The 17,303-nt window shown below is 57.1% G+C and carries 12 protein-coding genes; all 12 read left to right on the top strand.

What is annotated here, in order from left to right:
• Positions 1–2: 2 nt before the first annotated feature.
• The 12 genes from hcp (at position 3) to tssA (ending at position 17,285) form a co-directional block, all read left to right on the top strand.
• Entirely contained in the window at positions 3–494 is a 492-nt protein-coding gene (gene hcp, locus HFD94_RS14460; RefSeq protein WP_033758542.1) for a type VI secretion system effector Hcp, read from the top strand.
• Positions 495–799: 305 nt separating this feature from the next.
• On the top strand, positions 800–3,460 hold the full coding sequence (tssH, locus tag HFD94_RS14455) for a type VI secretion system ATPase TssH (RefSeq protein WP_167433246.1): 2,661 nt from the start codon (positions 800–802) through the stop codon (positions 3,458–3,460).
• The gene (locus HFD94_RS14450; protein ID WP_167433245.1) at positions 3,457–5,835 is read left to right on the top strand and encodes a type VI secretion system Vgr family protein; all 2,379 of its coding nucleotides are present in this window, start codon (positions 3,457–3,459) and stop codon (positions 5,833–5,835) included. Before tssH ends, HFD94_RS14450 begins: the two co-directional genes overlap by 4 nt.
• Positions 5,836–6,588: a DUF4123 domain-containing protein gene (locus HFD94_RS14445; protein WP_089415065.1), complete on the top strand. Its 753-nt coding sequence runs from the start codon at positions 5,836–5,838 to the stop codon at positions 6,586–6,588.
• Between the two features lie 89 nt (positions 6,589–6,677).
• The gene (tli1, locus tag HFD94_RS14440; protein WP_163798836.1) at positions 6,678–7,208 is read left to right on the top strand and encodes a T6SS immunity phospholipase A1-binding lipoprotein Tli1-KP; all 531 of its coding nucleotides are present in this window, start codon (positions 6,678–6,680) and stop codon (positions 7,206–7,208) included.
• A 68-nt stretch (positions 7,209–7,276) separates the two neighbouring features.
• Entirely contained in the window at positions 7,277–7,810 is a 534-nt protein-coding gene (tli1, locus tag HFD94_RS14435; protein WP_167433244.1) for a T6SS immunity phospholipase A1-binding lipoprotein Tli1-KP, read from the top strand.
• 68 nt (positions 7,811–7,878) lie between these two features.
• Positions 7,879–8,409, top strand: coding sequence for a T6SS immunity phospholipase A1-binding lipoprotein Tli1-KP (gene tli1, locus HFD94_RS14430; protein WP_167433243.1), 531 nt, complete (start codon positions 7,879–7,881; stop codon positions 8,407–8,409).
• A complete protein-coding gene (locus HFD94_RS14425) occupies positions 8,397–10,838 on the top strand; it encodes a DUF2235 domain-containing protein (RefSeq protein ID WP_167433242.1) in 2,442 nt (813 codons plus the stop codon). The genes tli1 (HFD94_RS14430) and HFD94_RS14425 overlap by 13 nt, the downstream gene beginning before the upstream one ends.
• 19 nt (positions 10,839–10,857) lie before the next feature.
• The gene (locus HFD94_RS14420) at positions 10,858–11,115 is read left to right on the top strand and encodes a PAAR domain-containing protein (RefSeq protein ID WP_167433241.1); all 258 of its coding nucleotides are present in this window, start codon (positions 10,858–10,860) and stop codon (positions 11,113–11,115) included.
• Positions 11,112–12,251 (top strand): hypothetical protein, encoded by a 1,140-nt coding sequence (locus HFD94_RS14415; protein ID WP_167433240.1) that lies wholly within the window; start codon positions 11,112–11,114, stop codon positions 12,249–12,251. The genes HFD94_RS14420 and HFD94_RS14415 overlap by 4 nt, the downstream gene beginning before the upstream one ends.
• Entirely contained in the window at positions 12,235–15,684 is a 3,450-nt protein-coding gene (locus HFD94_RS14410) for an ImcF-related family protein (protein ID WP_167433239.1), read from the top strand. The genes HFD94_RS14415 and HFD94_RS14410 overlap by 17 nt, the downstream gene beginning before the upstream one ends.
• Positions 15,684–17,285, top strand: coding sequence for a type VI secretion system protein TssA (gene tssA, locus HFD94_RS14405; protein ID WP_163798828.1), 1,602 nt, complete (start codon positions 15,684–15,686; stop codon positions 17,283–17,285). The genes HFD94_RS14410 and tssA overlap by 1 nt, the downstream gene beginning before the upstream one ends.
• Positions 17,286–17,303: the final 18 nt, after the last annotated feature.

The raw sequence follows: 17,303 nt of genomic DNA, 5'->3' as shown, positions 1-17,303 counted from the left end.
CCATGGCAATTCCTGTTTATCTTTGGCTGAAAGACGACGGCGGCGCGGACATTAAAGGGTCTGTGGACGTTCAGGATCGTGAAGGCAGCATCGAAGTTGTCGCTCAGGAACATAACCTGTACATCCCGACTGACAACAACACCGGCAAGCTGACCGGTACCCGTATCCACACCCCGTTCCTGTTCACCAAGGAAATCGACTCGTCCAGCCCGTACCTGTACAAGGCTGTGACCACCGGTCAGACCCTCAAGTCTGCGGAATTCAGGTGGTACAAAATCAACGACGCGGGCCAGGAAGTGGAGTACTTCAACACCAAACTGGAAAACGTGAAAGTGGTGAAAGTGAATCCTGAAATGTATGACATCAAGGATCCTTCCAAAGAGAAGCACAACCACCTTGAGCGCATTGAACTGCGCTACGAAAAAATCACCTGGACCTACAAAGACGGCAACATCATTCATTCCGATAGCTGGAACGAACGCGCCACCGCCTGATTACGCGTCATATTTCGCGCCACAGGTGCGTTGGCTGCGTTCGCTCGCTCCGGTCACATAGTTATCTATGTTCCCGGAGACTTACGAACTTGCCGCCTTCCTGCGACACGAACTCTTTAGCGTAATCCTCGTTTTTAAGCGGAGGGGGATGACCTTTCCGCTGTTTTGCTGAACGTCTGCAGCTCGCGGGCTTTCAGCAAAGAAAATCACAAACTGCCAGCCTGATGACCGTATGCGCTTTGGCCCCCTTAACGGGAACAGCGATGGGCGGTAGCGTGTCCAGGAACCGACAAAGAGAGAGATTCATGGAAAACCCAGCCATCCTGTTGCGACGTCTGAACCCTTACTGTACCCGTGCGATGGAAGGCGCGGCGTCGCTCTGCCAGACCCGTGCCCATGCGGAAATTTTGCCGGAGCACTGGCTGCTGAAGCTGCTCGAACAGGGGGAAGGTGACCTGACGGTGCTGGCCCGCCGCTATGAGTGGGATATGGACCAGCTTTGGCAGGATTTGCTTGCCTGGCTGGATAAACAGCCGCGTTCAGTACGTCAACGTCCACGTCCACAGTTGTCTGATGCCATTCAGACGCTGATGCAGGAAGCCTGGCTGATTGCTTCTCTTAACGACGAGGAACAAATCCGCAGCATCCATCTACTGATGGCGCTGGTTTACAAACAGAAACTGGTTCGCTGTGACGGGCTGTGGCCGCTGCTGACGCTGGGCCAGGGTCAGCTGGAACGTCTGCGTCCGATGCTTGATGCCCAGTCGGACGAACGCGCGGAACTGCAGCAGGAAGCGGAACTTGCGCAGAATCACGGTGGTGAGGTGGAGTTTGTTGGCCGCCCGGTTGGTGCAGAGCTGAAAGAGGGTGAACTGAACCCGGCGCTACAGAACGCGCTGGATAAATTCACCCTCGATGTCACCGCCAAAGCGAAGGAGGGCAGGATTGACCCCGTGTTCGGCCGTGACACCGAAATCCGCCAGATGGTCGACATTCTCTCGCGCCGTCGTAAGAACAACCCGATTCTGGTCGGTGAACCAGGCGTCGGTAAAACGGCTCTGGTCGAAGGTCTGGCGCTGCGTATTGCCGAGGGCAACGTACCTGAATCCCTCAAACCGGTCATCCTTCGCACCCTCGACCTGGGCTTGCTGCAGGCCGGTGCGGGTGTGAAGGGCGAATTCGAACAGCGGCTGAAAAACGTTATCGATGCGGTGCAGCAGTCACCGGTGCCGATTCTGCTTTTTATCGACGAAGCCCACACCATTATCGGGGCCGGCAATCAGGCGGGCGGCGCGGATGCGGCCAACCTGCTGAAACCGGCACTGGCGCGTGGCGAACTGCGCACCATCGCCGCCACCACCTGGTCTGAATACAAACAATATTTTGAGCGTGATGCCGCGCTGGAGCGCCGATTCCAGCGGGTGTTGGTGGACGAGCCGGATGATGACACTGCGTGTCTGATGCTGCGCGGCCTGAAATCCCGCTATGCCGACCACCATAATGTGCACATTACCGACGACGCGGTTCGTGCCGCGGTCACGTTGTCCCGCCGCTACCTGACTGGCCGCCAGCTGCCGGACAAGGCTGTTGACCTGCTGGATACCGCCGCTGCGCGCGTGCGCATGAGCCTCGACACCGTGCCGGAACAGCTGACCCGCATTCGCTCGCAGATTACCTCTCTTGAAATGGAGAAGCAGGCGCTGCTGGAAGATATCGCCGTCGGTACTCAGAGTCATGGTGAACGCCTGACCGCCACTGAGCAGGAAGAGAACGATCTCATCGTTGCACTCGACGAGCTTCAAACCCAGTACGGTCAGGAACTGAAACTCACCGGACAACTGCTGGAAAGCCGCCATGACATCTCCCGCCGGAGCGAGACGCACAGGCTGCAACAGGAGCTGAAGGGCATGCAGCACAGCAACCCGCTGCTTTCGGTTGATGTGGACGTACGCACCATTGCCACCGTGATTGCCGACTGGACCGGTGTACCGCTGTCTTCCCTGATGAAGGACGAGCAGACCGAGCTGCTGACCCTGGAAAACGAAATGGGTAAACTCGTGGTCGGTCAGGATGTTTCTCTTAATGCTATTGCCCAGCGTCTGCGTGCCGCCAAAACGGGCCTGACGTCCGAGAACGGTCCGCAGGGCGTGTTCCTGCTGGTTGGCCCGAGCGGCGTCGGCAAGACCGAAACCGCGCTGGCGCTGGCAGACGTGCTGTACGGCGGTGAAAAATCGCTGATTACCCTCAACCTGTCCGAGTATCAGGAGCCGCACACCGTCTCGCAGCTGAAAGGCTCGCCGCCGGGCTACGTCGGCTACGGTCAGGGCGGCATTCTCACCGAGGCGGTGCGCAAGCGTCCTTACAGCGTGGTGCTGCTGGATGAAGTCGAAAAGGCGCACCGCGACGTCATGAACCTGTTCTACCAGGTGTTCGACCGTGGCTTTATGCGCGACGGAGAAGGGCGTGAAATCGATTTCCGCAACACCGTCATCCTGATGACCTCCAACCTCGGCAGCGACCACATTATGCAGCTGCTGGATGAAAAGCCGGATGCCACCGAAGGCGACCTGCACGAACTGCTGCGTCCGATTTTACGCGACCACTTCCAGCCCGCACTGCTGGCCCGTTTCCAGACCGTGATTTACCGCCCTCTGGCGGAAGCGGCCATGCGTACCATCGTGGAAATGAAGCTGTCACAGGTCAGCAAGCGCTTACATCGTCACTACGGCCTGACCACGCAGATTGATGAGAGCCTGTATGACGCACTCACTGCCGCCTGCCTGCTGCCGGACACTGGCGCACGCAACGTCGACAGTCTGCTCAATCAACAAATTTTGCCGGTGCTGAGTCAGCAGTTGCTGACCCACATGGCTGCGAAGCAGAAACCACAGTCGCTATGCCTTAGCTGGAGTGAGGAAGAGGGTATCGGGCTGGAGTTTGACCGTACACAAGGAGTGCACGCATGAGCAGTAATCCCCCGATCAGATTCAGCCACAACCATCACCAGCTGTCGGTGAAGGGATGTGAAGCAGAACTCGATGTGCTGGCGTTTGAAGGCGATGAAGCCCTGAGCACACCGTTCCGCTACCGTATTGAATTTACAAGCTCTGACCATGCCATCAGCAAAGAAATGATGTTGATGAAAACGGGCTCCCTGACGCTGCAGGCCCCGGTTGATCAGGGTTACGGCACCAAAATGCAGCAGGTCGTGCGAACCCTTCAGGGGGTGGTGAGCGGCTTTGAACGTCTCAATACCTCAAAGGATGAAACCCACTATGCCCTGACGCTCCAGCCACGCCTGGCGCTGCTTGACCGTTCGCATCAGAACGCCATTTATCAGGACATGTCGGTCCCACAAATCGTGGAAAAAATTCTGCGCGAGCGTCACAACATGCGCGGTCAGGATTTCCTGTTTTCGCTTGCAAAAGAGTACCCGCGCCGTGAGCAGGTGATGCAGTACGGTGAGGACGACCTGCACTTTATCACCCGCCTGCTGGGTGAGGTGGGTATCTGGTTCCGCTTTACCACTGATACGCGCCTGAACATCGACGTCGTGGAGTTTTACGACGGTCAGCAGGGGTATGAAAAAGGCCTGACACTGCCCTCGGTTCCGCCATCAGGACAGCATTCGGAAGGCGCAGACTCGGTCTGGGGCATGGAGAGCCATCATAACGTGGTGCAGAAACTGGTCAGCACCCGCAACTACAACTACCGTCAGGCGATGGAAGACATGAACACCCAGGTCGATGCGACCCTCGGGGATGCCACCACCTGTGGGGAGGCTTACCACTGGGGAGATAACTACCTGACGGCGGGGAATCCCCATGACCGCAATCCGGCCCCGGAGTCCGGGGCGTTTTATGCCCGCATTCGTCACGAGCGTTATCTGAATGGCCAGACGCAGACCCATGCCATCACCAGCTGCCCGACGCTCTCTCCGGGGCAGGTGCTGAAAGTCAACGGCGGGTACGAAGTGGCAGACGTGTTCGCGCAGGGCGTGGTCGTCACGGCGATGCACAGCCATGCGCGCCGTGATGAAGACTTTGGTGTCAACTTCGACGGCATCCCGGACAGCACTGATTTTAGTTTCCGCCCTGAACCCGGCGCCCGCCCGGTGATGGCCGGCACGCTGCCGGCGCGCGTCACCAGCACCACCGAAAATGACACCTACGGACATATCGACAAAGACGGCCGCTACCGCGTCAGCATGCTGTTTGACCGGGACAGCTGGGATACGGGCTTTGAGAGTCTGTGGGTGCGCCAGTCACGCCCGTATGCCGGTGACACTTACGGCCTGCACCTGCCGCTGCTGGCGGGCACTGAAGTGGCGATTGGCTTTGAGGACGGTAACCCGGACCGGCCGTATATTTCCGGCGTACTTCACGACTCGGCGCACGGTGATCATGTCACTATCCAAAACTACAAACGTAACGTCCTGCGGACGCCTGCGAACAACAAAATCCGCCTCGATGACGAGCGCGGGAAAGAGCATATCAAGGTCAGCACGGAGTACGGCGGCAAAAGCCAGCTCAATCTCGGGCACCTGGTCGACAGTGAGAAACAGCAGCGCGGCGAGGGGTTTGAGCTCCGGACGGACAGTTGGGGTGCCATCCGGGCGCAGAAAGGGATATTTATCAGTACTGATGGGCAGGCAAAGGCGCAGGGGCCGATGCTGGACATGAAGCCAGCCATTACTCTACTTAAAGGGGCGCTGAATCAGGTAACTGGATGGGGAACTATTACGCAGACTCACCACAACATTACGCCTGACTCTGAGCCATTAAGAGCATTGGTTTCAGGTGCCAGTGAGCTTAAAGAGCCTGCGCTGTTGCTGTCTTCACCGACAGGTATTGCCTCCGTTACGCCGGAAACAGCCCTGATGTACAGCGGGAAAGGGTTGTACCTGCAGAGCCTGGGGGAAGTCAATATTACTGCAGCACAGTGTTATTCGGTGAACGCGAGCCAGGCGGTCTCACTGCTGGCCCAACAGGAAGGTATGCGGCTGGTATCAGCTAAAGGTTCACTGGAGATTGAGTCACATAGTGATGCGCTGTCGCTGACTTCCCTGAAAGATGCCACCGTCCAGTCAACACAGGGACACCTGCAGTTGACGGCTAAAAATGGCATTACTCTGGGCTGTGGCGGGGCTTATATTCGTCTTACGCCAAAGGGAGAGGTGCATATTCACGGGCCGGGATTAATCAGTCTTAAAGGCCTGCACGATTTGCAGGGGCCTGCCAGCGAGGATTTTCCTCTGCCAGAACTGCCGGCATCAGTATGCAAAGAGTGCCTTAAAAAAGCTCAGCAACTGGCGCAGGGTTTTGTACCCAGGGAGGCATAAATGACTGCGCAATGGATTGAAGAAGTCGCTGTTACCTGCCGGACTTCCGGAACTGATTATCTTGATTTTATCGTTGATCAGGCAGGGCTGGATTTCAGCGTTATTCCTGCACTGAATGCACTGTCGGTGGAGTGGCAGTCACTTTATCACGGGCTTCCGGAAGCGTTTATCGTCGATGATGCTCCGCTGGTTGCACGCATTAGACTTGACGATCTTCAGCAGTTGCAGTGGCTCAAGGACATGAGTCAGCAGGTTGCCGTTCAGGCTCCATTGCTGCTGTTGTGCTCACACTGGCGTTTTTCTGCCCTGGCTGGCTGGCTCACACAGTGCATGGATATTTTGCAGGAAGGACGGGGCGGGATTTTACGGTTTTACGATACGCGGATTTTCCCTGTGCTTTTTACGGACGTTCTCAGTAAGGAACAGCAAAAGCCTTTATTGCGCCCTGTGCTGTTCTGGGCATGGCAGGATATGGATGGTAATGCCAGAGGTATAAAAGGTAGCGGTACGCCCCAGACCCGCGACGAGAAACCTAACAAAATCGACCTAAGCGATCGCCAGCTTGAGCATCTGATGTGCGTATGTGATGTCATGACCCTTCTGTCGCACTGTGCACCCCCAGCAGGCAGCTATGCATCGCAACAGGCACTTTTTTCTGATTGTTACCAGGGCATGGTGGAGGCAACAAACCAGGGCATTATTCTGGATGAAGCACGCGAGGCCTGGGTCATGAAAAAGTGGCTTCCCACATAAGTAATTACCTGATAGTGAAAATAAACCGTTTTACCCGCCGTCAAATCCTCCTCCCTTTGTAGATGTTCTTTTCATACAAGGAAAGTCAGATGAAACATTCACTGTTAAGCCCGCTGCTGGCGGGCCTGCTGCTGTTAACCGGTTGCTCGCAGCCTGCTGCTCAGGCCGGGGGCGGGGGCGGTGGAACCATTAAAGCCATCAACCACACCAAATGGGCGATTAACCACTTCAGCGTCGATAACCAGTCGGGAATCGACATTATTGGTCCGTTCCAGGGGGGCGGTGGAGGCTGCTGTTACAGCGTGCCCGCCCGCTGGACGCCGGGTATGACGGTGCGTATTGACTGGGAAAGTGGGGAGGGCGGGTCAAAAGGCTTTCCCGGGTTTGCTGATACAGAAAAATATCTTGCCTGGGAAAAAAAAATGAAGGCCCAGAATCGGCAGCACAGCAAAACCGTCCCGCTTCCCGACTATAACGGCCAGGATGTCTGCGGCATCACCGTGCACTTTTTACCCTGCGATGACGTGAAGGTGACGACCAGTTGCTGGTCACCGAGAAATGCCAACTACCCGATAAAAGAGCCCATCAGGATGAAGGAGCCAAAAGTATGTCCGAGATAAAGGAAACCGATTTAGCCTGGGTGCCGCCGCCGTTTTCTCTTTAGTCCCGCCTCTGTAAGGAAAATCAGATGCAACATTCACTGTTAAGCCCGCTGCTGGCGGGTCTTCTGCTGTTAACCGGTTGTTCGCAGCCTGCTGCTCGGGCCGGAGGAGGCGGTGGCGGTGGAACCATTGACGCCATCAACCACACCAAATGGGCTATTAACCACTTCAGCGTGGATAACCAGTCGGGTATCGACATTATTGGTCCGTTTCAGGGGGGCGGTGGCGGCTGCTGCTACAGCGTGCCCGCCCGCTGGACGCCGGGCATGACGGTGCGTATTGACTGGGAAACCGGGGTGGGGGATATGGATGGGTTTCCCGGTTATCAGGACCGAGCAAAATATCTCGCCTGGGCTAAGAAAATGAGAGATCAGAACCGGCAGCACAGCAAAACCGTCCCGGTTCCCGACTATAACGGCCAGGATGTCTGCGGTATCACCGTGCACTTTTTGCCCTGTGATGACGTGAAGGTGACGACCAGTTGCTACACCTACGGCAGTCCGTCCTACCCGATAAATGAGCCCATCAGGATGAAGGAGCCAAAAGTATGTCCGAAATGAAGGAAACCGATTTAGCCTGGGTGCCGCCGCCATTTTCTCTTTAGTCCCGCCTCTGTAAGGAAAATCAGATGCAACATTCACTGTTAAGCCCGCTGCTGGCGGGCCTGCTGCTGTTAACCGGGTGCTCACAGCCTGCTGCCCAGGCCGGGGGCGGTGGTGGTGGAACCATTAAAGCCATCAACCACACCAAAAGGGCGATTAACCACTTCAGCGTGGATAACCAGTCGGGTATCGACATTATTGGTCCGTTCCAGGGGGGCGGTGGCGGCTGCTGTTACAGCGTACCCGCCCGCTGGACGCCGGGTATGACGGTGCGTATTGACTGGGAAAGTGGTGTGGGATACTCCATGGACTTTCCAGGCTATGAAGACAGGAAAAAATATCTTGCCTGGAAAAAAGGCATAGATGCCCAAAAACGGCAGCACAGCAAAACCGTCCCGGTTCCCGACTATAACGGCCAGGATGTCTGCGGCATCACGGTGCATTTTTTGCCCTGTGATGACGTAAAGGTCACGACCAGCTGCTGGTCACCGAGAAATGCCAACTATCCGATAAAAGAGCCCATCAGGATGAAGGAGCCAAAAATATGTCCGAGATAAAGGAAACAGATTTAGCCTGGGTGCCGCCGCCGTTCCCGTCCCAGGGACGTCTGCCGACCCAGGCGCTGCAGGTCGGACAGAGCTGCCATCAGCAGAACAGCGCCGAGCGGCTCTACCGCCAGGAGTTATGTCTGGCGGCCGGACGACGCGTCGAGCCGCCGTGCTGCAAGACGCTGCATATCAGTCTGTTTTTCGACGGTACGGGGAATAACCTGAACAATGACCTGCTGCTGTCTGACCCGAAGCATCCGACCAATATCGCGCGGCTGTTCCGTGCCACTATTGGAACCGGTACGGCTGGCGGGGTACCGACAGACGGGCAGGCAACACTGTTAGATGATGCTGAAGACGGTGAGGGGAAATATTTTAAGTTTTACATGCCCGGCGTAGGCACTTCGTTCCCGGAAGTGAACGACCCGGACTATTCCACCATGGGACTGGTGGGCGCAGCTAAGGGTGAAGAGCGTATTAACTGGGCGCTGCTGCGCATTATTGACGTACTAAAGTTTTCCGCTACTGAAAAATGGTTAACCACCGCAGAGAGCCGACAGTCTCTCAGCAATATGAGTACCAGCTGGAACCGGCTGTGGTTTGGCGGCAGCCACAACCGTTACGAAGAGTTCTGCCGTTTACTGAATGATTTGGCACCAAAACTGAAACCGCTGCTCACGCAGCCGGAACCGGGTAAACCTAAGGTGTTAGGCATCAAACTGTACGTTTACGGGTTTTCCCGCGGAGCTGCCGCTGCGCGTACGTTTGTTCGCTGGCTGAGCGAGCTGCTTCCCCCACCAAAGGCTGAGGGCGAAAATCCCCCGCAGTGCCTGCAGATTGGTGAGATGCAGTTGCCCGTCAGCGTGGAATTTCTCGGGCTGCTGGATACCGTGGCCTCCGTCGGGGTGGCACACGTGGTGCCGATTGCCGAGGGGCATATGTCCTGGGCTGACGGTACGATGGAGCTGCCGGACGATAAAACCTATGGCGGGCTGATAAAAAAATGCGTGCATCTGGTGTCCGGGCATGAGCAGCGCCTCTGCTTCCCGCTGGACTCGGTGCGCCGGGGTAATGGCAAGTTCCCGCCTTATGCCACGGAGGTGGTTTACCCGGGGATGCACTCGGATCTGGGGGGCGGTTACCCGCCGGGGGATCAGGGAAAGGCGAATGGTGAGGATGATGCTTTACTGCTGTCACAAATTGCTTTGCATGATATGTATGCTTCAGCATTTTCTTCTGGTGCGCCACTTAAAGTATCTCCGGCAATATTACCGCAAGAACTAAACCAACAGCTTTGGCGAGCGATGCCACCAGATTTGCAGGATGAATTCGTAATAGATGCACCATTAGTCAATCGCTTCAACGCCTGGCGCGAACTCACCCTGAATCTGACCACGCCAGAAAACATTACCCCTGAAGAGGCCTGCGAATACGAACCACTGCGTGCCAGCAGCAGTCTGGAAACCGTTGTTGAAAACCAGATTGCGTGGATCACCGCCTGGCGTATCGAGCGCTATGCCAGAGGTTCGATGCTGAAAACGCCATTCTACCAGCGCGCCACGAATACCGAAGCGCTGCCTGCCGCGCGCAAGGCGGCAGAAGACGCACGGGATGAGAAGCAGCAAGAGGTGCTCAAAACGCGTCAGGACCAGATAGTCAAACAGCCTGCCGACAAGATGGATGAGCTTGTGCTCTATCCGGGCGTCAAGGATTTCGACCCGGATATGGCGCAGACCCAGCTGTTTGAGGCGGCAAAGGAGTTTGGTAAGGATTACCACGACGGCTACCGTATTCCGGAGAGCCTGGCGCAGGCGGTGCTGGATACCGTGCTGCAGCCGATGATTTTCGTGCTCAATACCGATGATGAACCCAAGGAATACCGGCAAATAAAGGCTGACGGAGACGCCCGGGCGGCTGTCCTGTTCCCTGCTGCCGGTGAGGCCAGTAATGCGGAACAGCCTGCCGGGCTGGTCAGGGCATTATTCGACGACCAGGTACACGACTCGCGTGCCTGGTTTATGCACGCTGTGCTGGGTACGCGTGAGATATGGGGCGGCTACTTCCGCTACCGGATGATTTACTTCAGCGAAAAATGTAATAAGTCCCTGTCGCCGCTGGTGATCGCCGGGGATCTGGTCGGATTTGCCACCCTGACCACGGGCGTCGTGCTGAGCTTCAGACAAAAGACCCTGAGCAGAAAGCTGGCAGGACTGGCCGTGACTGGCGCTGTACGATCGCTGCAGGTTGAAGTGCTGGACAGGATCACCCATGAACCCGTGCCGGAACTGCCGGGCGGGGAACAGCTGCGGGCATTTACCCGGGAGCCGGGAGTGATGGTTGCACAGCGAAAAGCGCTGGTGGCTGAACAACAGCTGGCGCGGGCGCAGGCTGCGATCCCGGTCAGCTGGCTTGAGGATGTCCTGACGGTGACTGGATAAAGCTGAGTAAGGAGGGCCGATGAGTAAAGTCATCCGCAAAGGAGATAGTCTGCGGGAGTATGGTGGCAAGGTATTGGGAGGGCACTACCAGTGTTTTGGTCAGGGATTTGCCTGTAAGGCAGACCCGGTTCGCTGTAACAAACACGGCATGACGACCATCGCGGAAGGTAGCACATTGACAACGGTTGATGGACAGCCCGTCGCGCTGCATGGTCACCACTGTGCCTGCGGCTGTACGCTGGTCAGCTCGTTTCCTGACTGCGGTGTTAACCAGTGAGGTCCGTTCCTGATTATCCGGCGTACAAAACGGCACGTCCACCTGGTACCGCAAGGTGGCTGTCGGCCACGGCTTTGCTGGTGTTGATCGGCGGCGGTGCTGGCGGTCTGTTGCCCTCTGCCGAGGGTAACAGCTCTCTGGTGGCCGCCGTTATCCTGGTGACACTGCTGCTGTCGGTCACTGGCTGGCTTGTGCGGATTCTGTACTACCGTGTCAGCGTGCATAACGCCGCTTTCTACTATCAGCTGGTGGCATATGAACAGCAGCAGTGGTGGGCGGCGCACCGGCAGCCGCTCTGGTTAAAAGAAGGCCTGTTGCTGGGGCCAGCAGGTACGCGTTCAGTTGACTGGCTGCGTGTGCTTAACCGTGAACAACGCCCGCCGGAGGAAAAAAAAGAGAGCGGCGGCAGTGCGCTGAGGCTGCCACAAATTTCGGTTATGGATCCCACCGTTCGTGAAAAGCGGCTGGCAGAACTGCTGGTTATTGAGTGGCAAAAGCAGCGTAGTGAAGAAAACCTCACTCCACCGCTGCGTTGCTACTGGCAGGGTGCCGACATCGCCTGGCAGGCATTTCGCACACAGATGGCGATCGCTTTTCCGGACATTGCACTGCCAGCCCGACCTGAGCCCTGGCAAGGGGAAGCCAGCCTGGCTGAAATAGCGGGTGAGCTTGCCGTTGCTAAACCTGATGACACGATACTGATCGCCGGGTGTCAGGTCATCGCGCCGCAGTCAGGCACAGAACGTCCCGCCGGAGAATCTGCGGCACTGTGGCTGGCCGGACTTAATGGCCCGGTACAACTGACGCGTGGTGAAACTTTTTCACCAGAACAAGGCGACATATTGCTCACCGTGTTCGCCCGTGCACTGGAACAGAGCGAGATGAAAGACCCACCGGAGGCCTGTACGCTGTTTTCCCTACCCGGCCTTGAGGAGCTGGCGAGTACCGGATGGGATGTCAGCCAGCATCTGCAGGATGCCAACTGGGGGAAAGTTGGCGATATGGAAACTCTGATTGTTTTATCCCTGGCGGCAATCTATGCCGCGCACCACCAACAACCGTGCGGCTGGATTGCCCGCGACCCGATGAACACCCTCGCAACTGGAATAGTAAAACCTGATGGACAACGTCAATAAGCCTGCTGCCATTTCTGTGGCAGCCACGGCAACTGTCTGTATTGCTGTGACCACTTTACTGGTACTACTGGGCGGAGTGGCATGGTGGCTGTGGGCGACCGAACGGTCAACGGAATGGGACACGCTGCGTCCGCTTATTGTCTCTGGCTTTATTGTCTGGGGAGTTGCGCTCAGCATGCTGGTACTGGGGTTTATGGCCTTCCGGTTATTGATTAAGGATAAGGTTAGCCCGTCGTCATCCCGCAAACGTGCGCCTGCAAAGGTTACGGGCCACGAAGTGACTTACCGACTGCTGAAGACACACCTCCGATCGCGCCATAGCCTCTTCTGGCGCAACAAGGTCCGCCTGTTGTTGATTACCGGTGACGACGCTGCAATCGAACAACTGATCCCCGGCCTGAAACACCACCAGTGGCTTGAAGGTAACCGTACCGTTCTGATTTACGGCGGCAGACTGACTGCTGAGCCTGATAAGGAAAAATACACCGCGCTACGAAAACTGCGTCGAGGGCGCCCGCTGGACGGTATTGTTCGCGTATTGTCGCAGTCGCTTACTCTGACCCCACGTATCAGCGATAACGATTTACGCGGGCTGGAAAAAATCAGTGAGCTGCTGCGCTATTCCGCTCCGGTCTGGCTGTGGCAGCTGTGCGACAGCAAGTGGTCGCAGGCAAAGCGCCCTGAACAGACGGTAGGGGCCACTTTCCCGCTTCGTGCTAAGCCTGACGATATTACCCGCCAGCTTGAACTGATGCTGCCGATCCTGCGAACGCAGGGGGTGAGTCAGGTCGCTGAGAACAATGGCCACGACTTCCTGCTGCGCCTGGGTCAGTACCTCAAAGACGGGGGTATCGTCCGCTGGACTGAACAACTGGTGCCATGGTTATCAGGTTCTCAGCAGCGCGTTCCGTTGCGTGGTCTGATTTTCAGCCTGCCGGAGAATAAACCCGCTGAAACGCCTGAGGTTGAAGCGGCTGCATCTGCTAACCCTGAGAAATATATCCCCGAATCACAACGCCATGCGCTGACCCTGCCGGTAACCTGGCAGGGCATTATTGATGACTGCACCCGTGTACGAGGCCGCCGTGTCGGTATGGCCTGGGAGCAGACGCTCGCCTGGACACTGATGGCCATAATCGGTATCTGGGGCGCGGGAACACTGTTGTCGTTCGTGGTCAACCGCCTGCAGATAGTTTCTGTTGCTGAGCAGGCTCATGCCCTGGTGGAGCATCCTTCTGTATCGGATTACCAGCTGACGGCCCTGCATACCCTGCGTAATGACGCTGGCCGCCTGCAGCACCGTATTCAGAACGGCGCGCCCTTGTATCAACGCTTTGGCCTGGACCATAGCCAGCAGCTGCTTGAAGCGATGCTGCCCTGGTACGGCGTAGCGAACAACCGCCTGATACGCGACCCGGCCAATGCCGCCCTGGCACAGAAGCTCAGTTTGCTGGCGAATTCTGCCCCCAACAGCGACCAGCGTGCACAGTTGGCGAAGCCGGGCTATGACCAGCTGAAAGCCTGGCTGATGATGGCTCGTCCGGATAAAACCGATGGTGCGTTTTATGCCCAGACCATGAAAGCCGTACAGCCGACGCGCATTGGCATCTCAACCGGCCTGTGGCAAAGCCTGTCGCCGGATTTATGGGCGTTCTATATCTCCGAATTACCCAAACAGCCGCAGTGGAAAATCACACCGGATGCGCAGCTGGTCAGCCAGAGCCGCCAGGTCCTGTTGCAGCAAATTGGCCGCCGTAATGCGGAAAGTACGCTGTATGAAAACATGCTCAAATCGGTGCGCCGTAACTTTGCCGATGTCTCTCTGGAGAACATAACCAGCGGTACTGATGCCCGCCGCCTGTTCACCACTGATGAAGTGGTACCAGGCATGTTTACCCGCCAGGCGTGGGAAGGGGGCATTCAGCAGGCTATTGAAAAGGCCGCAAATTCCCGCCGGGATGAAATTGACTGGGTGCTGAGTGACAGCCGGAAAGCGGTTTCCTCAGACCTGTCACCGGAAGCTCTGAAAGCACGTCTTACGCAACGTTACTTCACCGACTTTGCCGGCAGCTGGCTGAGCTTCCTCAACAGCCTGCACTGGAATCCGGCAAACAACATTGCTGATGTGACCGACCAGCTGACGCTGATGAGCGATGTCCGCCAGTCGCCGCTAATTGCCCTGATGAACACCATCGCGTGGCAGGGGCAGACCGGCCAGCAAAGCGAAGGCCTTTCGGACTCCATCATCAAATCGGCTAAAGATCTCGTAGGCGGAAAAGATAAACCTGCGATTGACCAGTCTGCGTCAGGGCCGCAGGGGCCGCTCGATGAAACCTTTGGCCCGCTGCTTCAGCTTCTGGGTAAAAACACAGGCAGTAACGTTATGTCGGCTGACACTTCACTGAGCCTGCAGACGTATCTGACCCGAATCACCCGCGTGCGTCTACGACTGCAACAGGTGGCCAGTGCCTCTGATCCGCAGGAGATGATGCAGACTCTGGCGCAGACCGTATTCCAGGGCAAAAGCGTGGATCTGACCGACACCCAGCAGTACGGCAGTCTGATTTCGGCAAGCCTTGGCGAAGAGTGGAGCGGTTTTGGCAGCACGATGTTCGTCCAGCCGCTGACTCAGGCCTGGGAAACGGTGCTGCAGCCGTCGGCGGCGAGCCTCAATGACAAATGGAACCGCTCGTTGGTCGCGAACTGGCAAACTGCCTTTGACGGACGTTTCCCGTTTGCCGCCAGCAAAAGTGATGCCTCTTTACCGATGCTGGCTGAATTTGTGCGTAAGGACAGCGGACGTATAGAGCGCTTCCTGACGACAGAACTCAACGGTGTGCTGCACAAAGAGGGCAGCCAGTGGGTGGCGGATAAGGTCAACAGCCAGGGGCTGAGCTTTAATCCGGGCTTTCTGCGGGCGATAAATCAGCTGAGCCAGTTGTCAGACATTTTGTTCACCGATGGAAGTCAGGGCATCAGCTTTGAGCTACAGGCGCGCCCAGTACCGCAGGTGGTGGAAACCCAACTGACCATTGATGGGCAAATGCTGCACTACTTCAACCAGATGGCGGAGTGGCAGAGCTTTCGCTGGCCGGGAGACACTTTCAAGCCGGGGGCAATGCTGACCTGGTCCACCGTCAACGCCGGTGCGCGCCTGTTCGGGGATTACAGCGGGACCTGGGGCTTTATTCGCTGGCTGGACCAGAGCAAGCGCCAGCAGCTTGACCGCAGCCAGTGGATGATGAGCTTCACCGCACCGGATGGTCGCACCCTGCAGTGGGCGCTGCGCTCACAACTCGGAAAAGGTCCGCTGGCGCTGCTGGATCTGCGCGGTTTCACGCTGCCGGATCAGATATTCAGTGTCGACAGCGCGGCCACCGCTCAGGCGCTGATGGCTAACACAGGAAACAGTGACATGGATGGTGTCGAATAATGAGCATACTGCAGAATCTGGTTGCCGCCTGTCAGGCTGACGAAATTCAGCTGCGACAACAGGCGCAGGCACGCACAGAAAATTGGCAGCCCTGGCTTGCCCCGGTAAGCGTTGCCAGTCCGACCGGGGAAGACCCAGGATATGACGATGATTTTCAGCGTATTCGTGAGGAAGTCAACAAGCTCTCTGGCATTGATACCGGTCTGATTTGCACGCTTGCTGAAAAACTGCTGACCACCACGGCCAAAGATATCCGGATTGCCACCTATTACTGTTGGGCACGTCTGCACCAGGATGGCGAAGCTGGCTTTGCCGAAGGACTTGAACTGCTGGTGGGATTGCTTCAGCACTATGGAGCACAGCTTCACCCGCAGCGCGAGCGGAGCCGTAAACCGGCGCTGGAATGGCTCGCCGGAGCCCGAGTACTCGACAGTCTGTCGCTTTACCCGGAAGTTGTACGTGATGACGCACAGCGTACCGCCGGAGTGCTGCTGCTCATCAGTGACAGTCTGGAGACAGAGCCGGAGGCGTCACGGCCAGAACTCAATGCGCTATACAGTGCTCTGGAGTCCCGTCTGATTAAAGGCGGGGGCGTGGATGCGGTGGTACCGCAGAACGCCGGTAATAAGGCCCAGTCACAGCCCTCCACGCACACGGTCGAGTCAGGCGCGCCGGTTCTGAACCGCATTACCTCCGGCCAGGATTTGCTGGCCCAGGCTCGTACACTGACCGGATATCTGCGTGAGCAACCTGATGGCTGGCTTGCCGCTCACCGGCTGATGAAAAGCCTGCGTCATGACACGCTGCACAGTATTCCTGCTCCGGATGCACAAGGGAAAACCCGAATCGAACCGCCGCGTGCAGACCAGCGGGCCATGCTTAAGCGCCTGTATCTGCAGCAGAGCTGGTCCGAAATTATGGAGCAGGCCGACAGCGCTTTTTCACGCGGCGCCAACCACCTCTGGCTGGATTTGCAGTGGTATATCCATCAGGCCCTGGTGAAATCGGGGCAGGATGTGCTGGCTGATATCATCGCCGCCGACCTGAAAGGGCTGCTGCGCCGCCTTAACGGGCTTGAAACCCTGGCCTTTAATGACGGTACGCCGTTTGCCGATGAGGTCACGCTGAACTGGATAAATCAGAGCGTGCTGGACGATATATCAGGCTGGAGGGATGAGCCGGTCAGTGCTGTCAGTGAGACGGATAACGATATCCTGGCCCTCGAGCCTGAAGCGCTGGAGAAAGCGGACACTGACGGTCTGGATGCCACACTACACTGGCTGCAGACCCGCCCTGGTGCGGATTCCGTGAAAGACAAATGGCTGCTGCGTCTGCTGATGGCTCGTGTCGCCGAGCAGAAGGGCAAAAATGAACTGGCCCTGCATCTGCTGGGAGAGCTCGACAATGCCGCACAGTCGATCACCCTCACGCAGTGGACACCAGCACTGTTGTTTGAAGTGAAATCACGTCGCCTCAGACTGCTGCGCATGAAAGCCACACGCAGTGAAACTGATAAATCACGGCTTCAGCCCGAGATGGATTTGCTTCTGTCCGGTCTGATTGCGCTCGATCCGGCCGGCAGTGCAGTGCTTTGCGGGTAAAACGTCCGGCATACCTTT

This window comes from Pantoea sp. EKM20T (assembly GCF_011800485.1).
Classification (GTDB): domain Bacteria; phylum Pseudomonadota; class Gammaproteobacteria; order Enterobacterales; family Enterobacteriaceae; genus Pantoea; species Pantoea agglomerans.
Note: the sequence above shows the minus strand (reverse complement) of the source record. Positions and strands in the feature narration are given on the sequence as shown.

Coding starts and splice junctions, on each gene's coding strand:
- hcp (WP_033758542.1), top strand. CDS start 3: ATGGCAATTCCTGTTTATCTTTGGCTGAAAGACGACGGCGGCGCGGAC.
- tssH (WP_167433246.1), top strand. CDS start 800: ATGGAAAACCCAGCCATCCTGTTGCGACGTCTGAACCCTTACTGTACC.
- HFD94_RS14450 (WP_167433245.1), top strand. CDS start 3,457: ATGAGCAGTAATCCCCCGATCAGATTCAGCCACAACCATCACCAGCTG.
- HFD94_RS14445 (WP_089415065.1), top strand. CDS start 5,836: ATGACTGCGCAATGGATTGAAGAAGTCGCTGTTACCTGCCGGACTTCC.
- tli1 (WP_163798836.1), top strand. CDS start 6,678: ATGAAACATTCACTGTTAAGCCCGCTGCTGGCGGGCCTGCTGCTGTTA.
- tli1 (WP_167433244.1), top strand. CDS start 7,277: ATGCAACATTCACTGTTAAGCCCGCTGCTGGCGGGTCTTCTGCTGTTA.
- tli1 (WP_167433243.1), top strand. CDS start 7,879: ATGCAACATTCACTGTTAAGCCCGCTGCTGGCGGGCCTGCTGCTGTTA.
- HFD94_RS14425 (WP_167433242.1), top strand. CDS start 8,397: ATGTCCGAGATAAAGGAAACAGATTTAGCCTGGGTGCCGCCGCCGTTC.
- HFD94_RS14420 (WP_167433241.1), top strand. CDS start 10,858: ATGAGTAAAGTCATCCGCAAAGGAGATAGTCTGCGGGAGTATGGTGGC.
- HFD94_RS14410 (WP_167433239.1), top strand. CDS start 12,235: ATGGACAACGTCAATAAGCCTGCTGCCATTTCTGTGGCAGCCACGGCA.
- tssA (WP_163798828.1), top strand. CDS start 15,684: ATGAGCATACTGCAGAATCTGGTTGCCGCCTGTCAGGCTGACGAAATT.